The organism is Bacillus sp. FSL H7-0578 (assembly GCF_038630855.1).
GTDB lineage: Bacteria > Bacillota > Bacilli > Bacillales > Bacillaceae > Bacillus > Bacillus safensis.
In genome coordinates this window covers 1793157-1805648 of the sequence record NZ_CP152045.1, presented here as the reverse complement: position 1 = coordinate 1805648, position 12492 = coordinate 1793157, and the positions used below count along the sequence as shown (strand labels likewise).

General features: G+C 41.1%; 13 protein-coding genes. 11 read left to right on the top strand and 2 right to left on the bottom strand.

The window, feature by feature from the left end:
• Nucleotides 1-11: 11 nt before the first annotated feature.
• Nucleotides 12-692 carry a cyclic nucleotide-binding domain-containing protein gene (locus MHB41_RS09160; RefSeq protein WP_024425672.1) on the top strand — a complete coding sequence of 227 codons (681 nt, stop codon included), beginning with the start codon at nt 12-14 and terminating at the stop codon, nt 690-692.
• A 21-nt stretch (nt 693-713) separates the two neighbouring features.
• Complete coding sequence (locus MHB41_RS09155) at nt 714-1199, top strand: DMT family transporter (RefSeq protein ID WP_025093180.1); 486 nt, start codon at nt 714-716, stop codon at nt 1197-1199.
• 8 nt (nt 1200-1207) lie between these two features.
• Here MHB41_RS09155 and MHB41_RS09150 read toward each other — a convergent pair whose 3' ends face one another.
• A complete protein-coding gene (locus tag MHB41_RS09150) occupies nt 1208-2614 on the bottom strand; it encodes a phospholipase D family protein (RefSeq protein WP_340900235.1) in 1407 nt (468 codons plus the stop codon).
• Nucleotides 2615-2773: 159 nt separating this feature from the next.
• Here MHB41_RS09150 and MHB41_RS09145 point away from each other — a divergent pair, with 159 nt between their 5' ends.
• The 5 genes from MHB41_RS09145 to MHB41_RS09125 all read left to right on the top strand — a co-directional run bounded on the left by MHB41_RS09145 (nt 2774) and on the right by MHB41_RS09125 (nt 7370).
• Nucleotides 2774-3550 carry a MurR/RpiR family transcriptional regulator gene (locus MHB41_RS09145; RefSeq protein ID WP_024425669.1) on the top strand — a complete coding sequence of 259 codons (777 nt, stop codon included), beginning with the start codon at nt 2774-2776 and terminating at the stop codon, nt 3548-3550.
• A 130-nt stretch (nt 3551-3680) separates the two neighbouring features.
• Nucleotides 3681-4595 (top strand): 1-phosphofructokinase, encoded by a 915-nt coding sequence (pfkB, locus tag MHB41_RS09140; RefSeq protein WP_098677258.1) that lies wholly within the window; start codon nt 3681-3683, stop codon nt 4593-4595.
• Between the two features lie 13 nt (nt 4596-4608).
• Nucleotides 4609-6024: a PTS fructose transporter subunit IIBC gene (locus tag MHB41_RS09135; protein WP_268414592.1), complete on the top strand. Its 1416-nt coding sequence runs from the start codon at nt 4609-4611 to the stop codon at nt 6022-6024.
• Between the two features lie 15 nt (nt 6025-6039).
• A complete protein-coding gene (locus tag MHB41_RS09130) occupies nt 6040-6498 on the top strand; it encodes a fructose PTS transporter subunit IIA (protein WP_024427781.1) in 459 nt (152 codons plus the stop codon).
• A gap of 2 nt (nt 6499-6500) precedes the next feature.
• Nucleotides 6501-7370: a class II fructose-bisphosphate aldolase gene (locus MHB41_RS09125; RefSeq protein ID WP_268414591.1), complete on the top strand. Its 870-nt coding sequence runs from the start codon at nt 6501-6503 to the stop codon at nt 7368-7370.
• A 38-nt stretch (nt 7371-7408) separates the two neighbouring features.
• On the opposite strand, the gene MHB41_RS09120 is transcribed toward MHB41_RS09125, so the two are convergent.
• Nucleotides 7409-8929, bottom strand: a complete 1521-nt coding sequence (locus MHB41_RS09120) for an MDR family MFS transporter (RefSeq protein WP_197172895.1) — start codon at nt 8927-8929, stop codon at nt 7409-7411.
• 170 nt (nt 8930-9099) lie between these two features.
• On the opposite strand from MHB41_RS09120, the gene MHB41_RS09115 reads away from it, so the two are divergent.
• From MHB41_RS09115 to MHB41_RS09100, 4 genes are all read left to right on the top strand, one after another.
• The gene (locus MHB41_RS09115; protein WP_046312274.1) at nt 9100-9519 is read left to right on the top strand and encodes a MarR family transcriptional regulator; all 420 of its coding nucleotides are present in this window, start codon (nt 9100-9102) and stop codon (nt 9517-9519) included.
• A 318-nt stretch (nt 9520-9837) separates the two neighbouring features.
• Nucleotides 9838-11508, top strand: a complete 1671-nt coding sequence (locus tag MHB41_RS09110; RefSeq protein WP_275816964.1) for a T7SS effector LXG polymorphic toxin — start codon at nt 9838-9840, stop codon at nt 11506-11508.
• 19 nt (nt 11509-11527) lie between these two features.
• Entirely contained in the window at nt 11528-11887 is a 360-nt protein-coding gene (gene cdiI, locus MHB41_RS09105) for a ribonuclease toxin immunity protein CdiI (protein ID WP_235362245.1), read from the top strand.
• 143 nt (nt 11888-12030) lie between these two features.
• Entirely contained in the window at nt 12031-12393 is a 363-nt protein-coding gene (locus MHB41_RS09100) for a hypothetical protein (protein WP_034283531.1), read from the top strand.
• Nucleotides 12394-12492: the final 99 nt, after the last annotated feature.

Genomic DNA, 12492 nt, shown 5'->3' with positions numbered 1-12492 from the left:
GAGGGCGTCAGATGGAGGAGCTTCATGATGAATCTCTATTTTCCTCTTATCTCAAGGCACATGAATTAGAAAACGTCTTTCATCAGAAACTCATATCACACGTCAGCTTATGGCGCTATGAGCAAGGTGAGCTGATTTGTTCAAAGGGAGATCAGAGGGAGCACTTGTACTTGTTAGTAAAAGGAAAATTAAAGATTTTCACCACCACAAAAGAAGGAAAGACCTTCATTCTTTGTTTTAAACATCCTCTTGAAGCGATTGGAGATATTGAATACGTTCAGCAGACTGATATGGTCAATACAGTGGAGGCTGTCACAGAAGTACATATGCTAAGGATTTCTCATCAAGCGCTCATGCGCCATGCGAAGGATGACCCGCGCGTGTTAACCTTTTTACTAAAGGGCATCACAAACAAATTTTATACGAAATCAAACGATTTGAGCTTCCACCTTTTATATCCTGTAGAGGTCAGACTCGCAAGCTACTTATTGTCTGTGTTAACAGGGGATAACAGCGCGAGCGCACTGCGTCTTACTGATGCGGCGAGCTTAATTGGTACAAGCTACCGTCATATTAACCGGGTGATTCAGCAATTTTGTGAAAAAGGGCTGATAGAGAGGCGAAGAGGGAAGATTACGATTCTTGACCGGGAAGGACTCTTAGAAATAGCGGAGCGAAACATTTATGAATAGAAGAAATGAAGGGATTCAGACATGATCATAGGAATAGGATTAGCCATCACGGCTGGCGCACTCGTCAGCTTACAAACCATTTTTAACAGTAAGGTCAATGAGCAGACAGGCTCTTGGTCAACGACCACTCTCGTTCTAGGTATGGGCTTTATTGCTTCACTTTTGATGGGTCTTTTGCTAGAAGGAACCGGCATGTTTCAATTAAGACATATGGAAGCGTGGTACTGGATTAGCGGAGCCATTGGAGTAGGGGTGGTCATCTGCCTCGTTCAAAGCATCAAACGTCTCGGTCCGACTTATGGAATCTCGATTGTCCTAATTTCACAGCTCGGCTCCGCGCTTTTGTTCGATTCGCTTGGCTGGCTTGGGTTAGAAAAAGTGGAATTTTCTCCCGCAAAACTATTAGGTGTCATTGTGATTGTTGCGGGGATTCTGGTGTTTAAATTGACCAAATTGGAGTCAGCAGAAGAGGATCAATCAGAAGAAAAAGGGCTGCCACAAGAGTAAGCTGCCCTTTAGATCAACCGCCGCCATAGAACAGTTATCGCGGATAAACCATTTAAAAGGAGCCTTTTCATCAAAGGCTTTTTTTTCTGCCCATAGGACTCCGCTTTATAGGCTGCTTTGTCCTTCGCGACAAGTATACTATAGGAAATTTTACGTTCTATTGCCTGAGTAAGTGATAGCGCAAAAGGGGCACTATCAATGACCAAAATTGACTCTGTATTTAAAAAACTAGACCTCGCATCTAAATTATATGTGCCAATAATACTTAAATAATCATCAATGACCATTGATTTCGCATGAATGGAATACGGGCCTTCATATTCGTACAAATGAACGCCTGTTTTCATCAGTTCCTTTTTCGTGCTTAAGTAACCTGCAAAAGCTAACGGATTTGGCGTCGCTGTAAGAGAATTCGTGACAACTGTCGTTTGAATCCCGCTGGCTAAGGGAGTAAGGCCGTCTTTCATGGGTCGTGTGGGGATGACATAAGGCGTCTGTATGAGCACAGAACGCTTTGCCCGGTGGGCTAGATCGTTTAGTTTTTTGAGCACAAGAGGACGCTTATTGAAACGCTCCACAGGATTTGTAAAAAATGCAATCTGCTTTACTGAGGTGCCATCTGCTGCCCAATTAAAAGACGACATCACAAAAGGTTCTTTCGCATGCATTGCCTCCTGATAGGATCTAAGCAGTTTCTTTCTTAGTTTTAAGCCTTTCTTTGCTTTTTGTTTGGAGAACACAGCTTTTGTTCTTTTCGTAAAGTCATGATTCCATAAATAAACGAAGTATTGCTCCATTTCATCTAATACTTTTCCTTTTTTGTCGTTATAAAGCAGCACATCGCGGTCAAATGCAAAATCTTTAGGGGGCTGATCTGCAAAGTATTTATCACCGATATTTCTTCCGCCCATCACAGCCACTCGGCCATCTGCCAGCAGCAGCTTATCATGAAGGCGGTTATGCCACGTCCATGGCTTAAATAACCGAAAGGGCTCATAAAAACGAATGGCCATGTTCGGGTGATTTGCCACGGCATATCGTAAATCTTTTAGCGGTCCACGCAAACTGTGGCAGATGCCGTCTAAAAGCAGCTGAACTTTCACCCCTCGATCAGCAGCTTCAATTAAAGCACCTAGTACCCATTCGGCTGTTTTCCCCTTTTGGATGGAATAATAACTAAGGCGGATCTTCCTCTTTGCCTCACGAATCATTTGGATTCTGGCCTGACCGGACACAAATCCATCGTCAAGAAGCATCACTTGATTTGTGCCCTGATCGTCTCCTGAGATCGAAGAAGCTTTATAGATACAATGTTCTTTGCATGTTTTTTGGATCGGTAAATAAAACAAAACAAATGCGGTCAAAAAGACATAAACGACATAGAGAAGGATCAGATAAAACAAAAGATGAAGCATACGGATCAGCTCCTTTCACATAGACACAACTTTTCTTTAGTTTATGTCAAAAATAAAATTTCACTCATTTTCGCCTTTCATCTAAATACATGACAAAAGAATCATCTTGTTTTTATTGGGCATTTAATTATAGTATGAAATGAATAAGGGGGAATCGATTTGAATGAATCATTATTTAACATCCCAAGTGATGTATATCAAACGTTAAGTGAAACAGAACGATATTTACTCAATTATATTCACCAGCATTTAGAGGATATCTCCACCTTATCCATTGTCACTTTAAGCGAAAGAGCCAATGTATCAACGGCCACGATTGTCAGACTGATGAAAAAAATTGGCTATAACGGCTATACATCCTTTAAATATCGATTGAAACAAGAAAAGAAAATGACAGATGCAAGCGACCAGCTCAAAAATATTGATGAAGACATCAAACTAGCAATTCGGAAAAATGAAGAAGAGGTTTTAAAAACGATACAGCTGCAAAGTATTGGACAAATTGAAGATGCCGTTCAAAAAATACATAATGCAGACAAAATTTATATTTTCGGCAGAGGCTTCTCAGAGATGATCGCCAAAGAAATGACCATCAAATTACAGCTCATCGGGAAAACATGTGAAGTACACGACGATCCGAATATCATTCGGCTGAAATCGCGAGACATTGAAAAAAGTGAGCTTGCCATCTTTGTTTCATTAAATGGCGAAACAGCTGAGCTTGTTGAAGCGTGTCAAAACCTCAGTATGAAGCAAGTCACAACCATTACGGTGACGACAAGAATAGATTCTACATTAAGCAAAATATCAGATATGACACTAGTCGGATATAAAGGGGAACAATCTTTCTTCCCAGATTATGAAGTCAGATCCCGCCTGTCTCTTCATGTCATTGCCCGTATTTTACTTGACGCCTATGTGATCCGAATGAAATAACCAATAAGAAAGCCTTCGAGACTTTGATCTGGAAGGCTTTTTCTCATGAAAACCTTTACACATTCTGAAAACATTTTCACTGAATCGTATGAGATACTTTCTTTAGAGAAAAGAAAGAAGGTGAAACCAATTGATTTATACCTGCACCTTAAATCCTGCTATTGACCTATATATTGCATTAAAAGAAATGCGGGCAAATGCAGTCAATCGCACAGAAGATGAAGATTATCAGCCGAATGGAAAAGGCGTGAACGTGTCAATTATGCTAAAGAAATATGGCTTCACCAGCACTGCACTAGGATTTATTGCTGGATTTTCAGGCTCTTATATTGAACAATCTTTAAAGGATCTCTCCATTCAGACCGATTTTATCTCGGTTGAAGGCATTACACGCATTAATGTTTTTATTAATACGACAGAAGAATACAAGCTCGTGAATCAAGGCCCAGCGATTGAAGAAAAAGCGCTTCACGCCTTTCGTGAGAAAATTGCGGCTATCCCGCAGGGAGGCATCCTCATCATGTCAGGCAGTCTGCCAAAAGGCGTTCCTGCCAGCATCTTTTCAGAAGTAGCAGCTATTTGTCATCAACAGAAGGTCAAGTTCATTTTAGACACAAGCTCAGCAGCTGTTCTTGAGACGCTTCAATACAAGCCGTATTTATTAAAACCGAATGAAGAAGAAATTGCAGCTTTTTTCGGCAAAACACATCCTTTGTCAGAAAAAGAACTCATTCAATCAGGAGAGAAGCTCATTGAGATGGGTGCAGAGCAAGTGCTTATTTCCCGCGGGGGAGAAGGGGCTTTATTCATTACGAAGGACGCAGTGTTTAAAGGAAACGCACCAACAGGCACTGTCGTAAACACAGCTTGTTCTGGAGATGCGATGCTCGCAGCTTTTCTTAGTAAACACCTTGAAGAACATTCACCTGAAGAATGCTTACGCTACGGCATTGCAACGGGAGCATCCACTGCGTTTTCAAAAGGCTTAAGTGATTTACAAGATATTGATTCATTGATTGAGCAAGTACACATTCAGAAGATATAAGGGGGAATAACACATGAGCCGTAAAAAAATTGTCGCTGCAACCGGCTGTCCAACAGGTATTGCACACACATTTATGGCAGCTGAAGCATTAAAAATCGCTGCTGAGCAGCTAGGGGTCGACATTAAAGTCGAAACGCATGGTCAAGTAGGAATTGAAAACGCTTTAACTGATCAAGACATTATGGAAGCAGATGGGGTCATTGTGGCAGCTGACAAAGATGTAAATACAGATCGTTTTCACGGCAAACCACTGATTGAAGTGCCTGTAGCCAAAGGCATTCGCACGCCGGCTGAGCTGATCCAGAGCATTATAAATGGAGATGCTCCCGTTCATCAAGTGAAAGGAAGAGCTTCTGGAACAGAAAAACCATCTGCTCCTTCATCCTCTCAACAAAAGTCGGCAAATAAATGGATACACACCATCTATAAGCACTTAATGAATGGTGTATCACACATGCTGCCATTTGTCGTTGGAGGCGGGGTCTTAATTGCCCTTTCTTTCTTATTTGGTATCTACTCTGCTGATCCTAAGCACGAAACGTATCATCCGTTTGCTGCCTATTTGAAAAGCATTGGAGGACTTGGCTTCAGCTTAATGGTACCAATTTTAGCAGCATTTATCGCTGATTCGATCGCAAAACGCCCAGGGATGGTCGTCGGATTTATAGGTGGTCTCCTTGCAAATGATGGAGGTGCTGGATTCTTAGGTGGTATTATCGCAGGTTTTGCAGCAGGATATATCATTTTATTGCTTCAATTCTTGCTTCAAAAATTACCAGCATCACTTGATGGATTAAAATCAATCTTCATCTATCCTGTCATCGGTATTTTCTTAATTGGGGCTGTCATGACCCCGTTGTTAGTTCCAATCACAGGGCTAAATAATTCCTTAATGGACTTTCTTTCATCTGTACAATCCACAAATCCGCTGCTTTTAGGCTTAATTGTTGGAGCAATGTGTGGATTTGATATGGGCGGACCCTTTAACAAAGCAGCCTATGTCACAGGAACGGCTTTACTTGCAGAAGGTAACCTTTACTTCATGGCAGGTGTGTCAGCAGCATGTATCACACCGCCGCTTATCATTGCGATTGCCACAACGATTTTCCGAAAACATTTCACGCCACAAGAACGAAATGCAGGGGCAATCAACTATATTCTAGGAGCGACACATATTACAGAAGGAGCCATCCCATTTGCGGCCAAAAACCCGGTCGTTGTCCTGCCAATTATCATGTTTGGCTCTGCCATCTCTGCTATATTGACATATTTGTTTGGCGTACAGGTTCCAGCTCCGCATGGTGGATTCCTTGTTCTTCCAGTTGTCACAGGTGCATTCCAATGGGTGCTTTCCATACTAATCGGCTCACTAGTAGGTGCGATTCTCTACGGACTTTACCGTAAAAAAATAGACAACCCCGCAGTTTAAAACGGAGGAGGAGAAATGATGGAACATATCTATATGAATCTTCACGAAACAGCTTCTTCACAGGCTGGCGTGTTCGCAGCCATTGCTGACATTGCCTACAAAGCAGGTATTTGCACCTCACCAGAGGATGTCAAAAAAGGCTTAGCGGAAAGGGAAGCACTTAGTACAACCGGATTTCAAGATGGATTTGCCATTCCGCATACACAAACAGAAGCCATCACGAAACCAGCACTTGTGATCGTCCGCACGGAAACAGGAATTGAATGGGACGCTTTTGATGGGAAGCCTTGCTTTTTCTTCTTATCCTTACTGATCCCTAAAAGTGAAGCAGGGACGACTCATTTAAAAGCTCTTTCAGCCCTTTCACGAGGCTTAATGGATGAAACGAAACGTCAAAAACTGCTGGAAACAAGAACAAATGAAGACATGCTTGCTGTATTAGAAACGGATATTTTAACTAGAGAGGATGTTTGATCATGCCTTTACTTTCAACAACACCAATGCTTGAGGCTGCGAAAAAAGAAAAATACGGAATTGTGGCATTCAATGTACACTCCTTTGACAGTATCTATTGGGTGCTCGAAACTGCTGCAGAATTAAAGTCACCTGTGATTTTGCAAACAACGGTTGGAACGGTTCAATCTCTTGGAGCAAAAGCAATTGCAGATACAGTGAAGGCGGCGGCTGATCAATATCAAATCCCAATCGGTCTTCACCTGGATCACTGCACAGACTTTGATGTGATTCTCACCTGTATCAGGGCCGGATATACATCCGTTATGATCGATGCATCTATGCATTCATATGAAGAAAATGTACGCCGCACAAAAGAAGTCGTGGATCTTGCCTTAAAAGTCGGTGTGAATGTCGAAGCAGAGCTAGGCAAGGTAGGCGGCGTAGAAGATGATATCGTCGTCGATGAAAAAGATGCTGAAAAAGCCGTTCCATCAGAATGCCGTCAATTTGTAGAAGAAACTAGGGTGCCTACTTTAGCGCCTGCGATTGGTACTGCCCATGGCATTTATAAAGGGGTGCCGAATATTGACTTTGCCCGCATTGAACAAATTGCAGCGTTGGTCGATGTACCACTTGTCCTGCACGGTGGTTCCGCTGTACCAGATGAGGATGTCAAGCGATGCGTTGCACTTGGAATGGCAAAGGTGAATGTCTCAACTGAACTGAAAAATGCATATTCCGAAGCGATACGTGATCATTTCTCAAACGAACCTGAAAGCTTAGATCCGCGTATGTATTTACAAAAAGCAAAACAAGCAGCGAAAGACATGGTCCAATCGAAAATACGAATCGTTGGCAGTGAGGGCAAAGCCCATCCGTTATATCAATAAGAAAAAAAGCAGAGCCGCTATCGCTCTGCTTTTTCACATTATTCGTTTTCCTTCATTTCATTAGATGTGCGTACCCGTGCATTTCCCATAAATACGACCGTAATCGCCGCAAGTGCAATCGGGAATAATGCAAGCAAAAATACGTACGTAATACTTTGTGACATCGCATCGATGACTTTATTTAAAATATCAGTCGGAATTTGTGAGCGGGCACCTTCTTGGAAAATAGCCTGTGGATCGCTTATTTGAGAAGGGGCTCCTTTCATTCCGCTAAAGGCATCAGCTAAACGATTTGTCAGCACATTGGTTTGAATCGTTCCGAAAATTGTAACACCGAGCGTCATTCCAAGTGATCTCATAAATGAATTGGTCGAGTTTGCACTGCCTCGGTAACGCGGCTCAAGATCATTCATTGAAGCTGACGGCAGAAGGGAGAAGCTGAACCCGACGCCAAAGCCTGATATCATCATAAAGAGTGTGAGCCACAGTCTTGCTGTATCTGGTGACATATTGGCAAGCAGCAGCATCCCAGCGAAAAATGAAATGACAGAAATAGTCATAAGACGTCTGAAAGGCACTTTCGTCTGCATCGTTCCGCCAATCATACTGCCAATGACTGATCCAATCATCATCGGTGTTAAAATGAACCCTGCACTTGTCGCAGATTCACCGTACACCGCCTGCACGAAAATAGGAATAAAGACAGCAAGAATAATAAATGTCCCGCCATATAAAAACGCCAAAATTTGAGATGTTGCAAATAATCGATTTTTAAACATCCAAAATGAGATAATTGGCTCTTCAGCCTTACGCTCAACAATAAAGAAGATCGTACCGAACACAAGAAACACAGCAAAAAGTGTGAGGATTTGCACCGAATCCCAAGCATAAGATTTACCGCCAAGCTCAAGCGCGAACATTAAGCTGACAACCGCAACGACAAGTGTAATAGCACCTGACCAGTCGATTTTCTGCTTACGATGTTCAAGCGATTCCTGATAGTATCTAGCGATCAAGAAGACACTGACAATACCAATTGGCACATTAATATAGAAAACCCAATGCCAGCCGATCGAATCCGTAATAATAGCACCTAAAAGCGGTCCGAGTACACTTGATAAACCAAAGACTGCTCCAAACATACCAGACATTTTTCCGCGCTTTTCAGGCGGGAAGATGTCGAAGATAATCGTAAATGCGATCGGAAGAAGTGCACCGCCCCCAAGCCCTTGAATGGCTCGGTAAATAATGAGCTGATCCATCGTTTGTGCGATACCGCACAGCGCTGATCCAATTAAAAAGAAAATAAGTCCAAACAGAAAAAAACGCTTTCGACCATACATATCAGAAAGCTTTCCGTAAATAGGCATTCCCGCCATCACTGCCACCATATAAGAAGCCGTCACCCAAGCAAATTTATCAAAACTGCCTAAATCTGCTACGATGCTTCCCATTGCTGTTGCAACAATGGTATTGTCCATCGCTGCCATAAAAATCCCTAACAGCAAACCGATGACAACAAAGCGAGTGGATGCCTTGCCTTTATCCACCTGATTCATTTCATTTACCTCCTGCTTACGTTCTCTCATTATTTTTGCTATGATCAACTTAACCATAAAGTAAGAGAACATTTATCTTGATGATCAAGATAAATTGATTTTAAAGGGAGGAGAACAAGTTGTCAATAAAGAACGAGGCTGAAGACAGAGCAGCCCAGATCATCCATACAATGAGGCGCCTCGCCACACGAACCGTCTTGTTCCACCAAGCGGCCGCTCAATCGCTCGGCCTTTTTCCAACAGATCTCAAATCCGCCGATTTATTAAACGAACTCGGTCCTCTCACAGCAGGAGAATTAAGTGAAAAAACAGGTCTTAGCTCAGGTGCGGTCACAGCTCTTATTGATCGGCTTGAAAAAGCGGGCTACGCCAAAAGAGAAAAGGACCCAAAAGACAAACGAAGAGTCATCATTGTCCCACTAACAGCAGGAAAATCACAAGTGAAAGAACTTTTCCAATCCTTATCAGCATCAACTAAACAGCTTACAAACGAATACAAAGCAGAAGAATTAGATTTAATTATTCAATTTATAACTGAAGCAGCAGATATCATGGAGCAAGAGCTGCAATTGCTGAAGTCTAAATCGTAAAAAGTACACTGATGCGGGTGTGCTTTTTCTAAGTGCATTCCTAATTCATGTAGGGATTGCCTCGACTAGTGACATCTTCCTTACCATGGAATTGCTCTATAACAATTTTATAATGAAGTAGCTTAAAAAAATATTTATTTAAAAGATGTTCTAAATATCGCATCATAATTATTACTGACAAAAGTGGAGCTAAAGTATTCTATTGAAACATTGTTCATTTACATAATAAGTACTGTTTTTTTGTATCAATATTCCTATTTAATGACAAAATTTTTATTGGTAAAATTGACCTTGTCAATGAATAGGAAGGAGTGAATTCTGCTGGGGAAGATACTTGATGCAAAAGCACTAACCAGTGCCATGGACACAAGGGCAAAACACTATCAGGAACTCCGCGAACAAATGATAGATTTAAAAAAGGCATTACAAGGTGTTGCCAACCTCGGTGATGATTTCACTGGGAAAGGTGCAGATAACATTAAAAGTTTCTATAAAGAGCTCGCTGGAAATGTAGACATGTTTATCAGCTTCATTGATAAGCAAAAAGCCTTTCATGAAGGTGTTTCTGGGACACTGGATGATACGAGCTTTGGCGGCGATACCTTTGTAGAAGAACACTTTTTAGACAACGCAGTACATATGGGCATCAAGAATGCCAAAAGCATTGTGAAGGATCAAAAAAAGGCACTCAAAACGATTTTTCAAGACATTGATGACCTCATTTCCCTAGAGGTATTTGATAGCCAAACCTTTGATGAAAAAATAGAAGATGCGGAAGATGAACGAAAAAAGACGGTCAAAGAACTAAGAGAGCTTGATCAAAATTTAAAAGATGAATATGCTTTGTCAGAGACGGAGCAGCAAGCTACAATGGCATTGTATGCTGAAATGATGAATGCGACAAATGACGGAAAAGCGATTTCACCTATGAATTTTGATAAGAAAGCGTATCAAAATAGCGAAATTTACAAGGCAAAAAGCGATATTGAGAAGCAAACTGCTGAATATCTGAAAATCAAAAAAGAACAAGAAGAAGCCCGCAAGACCGCAAAGGAACAAGAAGCCCTCGCCAACCGCCCTTGGTATGAAAAAGCCCTCGATTATGGTGGAAACATCGTGAATGAACTGACTGGCGTGAACGATGCAAAACGTGCCGCAACAGGCGTTGATCCAATCACAGGCGAGGAACTCACCGCAGGCCAGCGAGTCGCGGCAGGCGGCATGGCAGCCGCAGGCTACATCCCAATCGTCGGCTGGGCAGGCCGCATTTTCAAAGGCGGAAAAGCTGTCTATAAAACGACCCAAGCCACATCAGCCGCGGTCAGGGCAGTCGACATTTACAAGACATCACAAAAATCCTTTGACGCCCTAAAGACATCCCAAAAAGGTTTATACGGCCTCACCGCCACCAACGGCTTCAGCGAAGCGATCACTGGCCGAGATATGTTTGGAAATAAAATTTCTAAAGAACAGCAGGAAGCGAGTATGAACGCGGCTCTGGGGATGCTTTTGCCGTTTGGGGCGAAAGGCTTTCGGGGGAAGATGGGAATTACGGGTAGGGAAAAAGTTAAGTTCTCATCTAACTTAGAAGATCATATAAGAAAAGTTGATCCCAATGTTCCAAGGAGAAGAGGAATTGGTGGGGCGCATAACAAAGATGAATTTATGAAAAATGATGTAAATATATTAAATGTTAAGAAGCATGATGCTTTGCCAGGAGTGGAAAAAATAACTTACCAAGTTCCTTCTTTAGATGCTAAAACAGGTCAAAAAATTGGATGGAAAGCAAAGCCATTTGATAAAACTGTTTATGATCCTAAGTTAATTTCTGATGAAGATTTTATTAAACGAGGAAAAGAAGCTGTAAATAATGCTTCTTCAAAAGGTGTTTTAGGGAGAGAATGGGAAGGTTATGATGGACAAGGTATAAAATGGAGAGGTTATACAGATAAGGATGGGGCAGTGACCTCGTTTTATCCTGAATTATAGGTAGGAGGATTCAGATAGTATGTTAAAAAAAATTTTAGAAACTCAAATGTTAAGAGATGAACACTTTCCTGTGGTGGCTTTTTTCAATGCCATTACTGATGATAGCTTTGTAAATATTGTTCAGCATTTATCTACGGGGGTAGGTTATGGAATTAACGATGTGGATTGCACATTTCCAAATGATCTGGAACCCGACGAGGAGCCCTTTCATGGAGTACTATTTGCACTTCATGATGATGAGGTTATTGTTGATTATCAGACATTCTACTATTATCTTGAGCACGCCTGTAACACGTACATTACAGAGTATCCTCAGGATAAGAAAACTATTAGCGAGGTGTTAAGGAAGGTTTTTGAAAAATATAGATTGGCCAATTGACAGAAGCAACCTCTGAAAATAGTTGAGCAACTAAGTATTGAAATTAGTAGAATGATTAAAGACAATTCTAATTGATAATTTATAGGCTAAATAATAAATTAGGACTTAAATTACTATCAAATTTATGAATAAGTTGGAGAATAATGAGAAGAAATATAAAACTCGAAGTCCCTGTATTCAACATTCATCCTTTAAGAATAACTGAAGGTTGGATTGTACGTTATAATAATTTCAGGGAAATTGACCCTAAAAAGTTAGAAACAGAAGATGATAGATGGTTTATGTTCACTGAAAGTTTATTACAACTTTATCATGAGAAATCATCAATAACGTTGGATTTAGGGTGGTATCCCGATTTATCTTCTGATGGTAACTATATTGTTCTAATAGTTAAAAATACAGATTGGGACAATCCTATTCAGGAATTCAGCTCGGATGACTATACCAAAGTGATTGATTTTATAGAATTTCATTTGAAAGAAATTACATCCAACTGGTGGAAATAAAATAGTAGATACTTAATTACTAACAAATTAACATCGCTAGTTTCTTCAGTTTTACTCGTTTATGATCAATTTTTGGGGCTGTAGGTACTCGAATGTGTC

Excerpts from the sequence above, each read along its gene's own strand:
- MHB41_RS09160 (WP_024425672.1), top strand. The coding sequence starts at position 12 with ATGGAGGAGCTTCATGATGAATCTCTATTTTCCTCTTATCTCAAGGCA.
- MHB41_RS09155 (WP_025093180.1), top strand. The coding sequence starts at position 714 with ATGATCATAGGAATAGGATTAGCCATCACGGCTGGCGCACTCGTCAGC.
- MHB41_RS09150 (WP_340900235.1), bottom strand. The coding sequence starts at position 2,614 with ATGCTTCATCTTTTGTTTTATCTGATCCTTCTCTATGTCGTTTATGTC.
- MHB41_RS09135 (WP_268414592.1), top strand. The coding sequence starts at position 4,609 with ATGAGCCGTAAAAAAATTGTCGCTGCAACCGGCTGTCCAACAGGTATT.
- MHB41_RS09130 (WP_024427781.1), top strand. The coding sequence starts at position 6,040 with ATGATGGAACATATCTATATGAATCTTCACGAAACAGCTTCTTCACAG.
- MHB41_RS09125 (WP_268414591.1), top strand. The coding sequence starts at position 6,501 with ATGCCTTTACTTTCAACAACACCAATGCTTGAGGCTGCGAAAAAAGAA.
- MHB41_RS09120 (WP_197172895.1), bottom strand. The coding sequence starts at position 8,929 with ATGAATCAGGTGGATAAAGGCAAGGCATCCACTCGCTTTGTTGTCATC.
- MHB41_RS09115 (WP_046312274.1), top strand. The coding sequence starts at position 9,100 with ATGAGGCGCCTCGCCACACGAACCGTCTTGTTCCACCAAGCGGCCGCT.
- cdiI (WP_235362245.1), top strand. The coding sequence starts at position 11,528 with ATGTTAAAAAAAATTTTAGAAACTCAAATGTTAAGAGATGAACACTTT.
- MHB41_RS09100 (WP_034283531.1), top strand. The coding sequence starts at position 12,031 with ATGAGAAGAAATATAAAACTCGAAGTCCCTGTATTCAACATTCATCCT.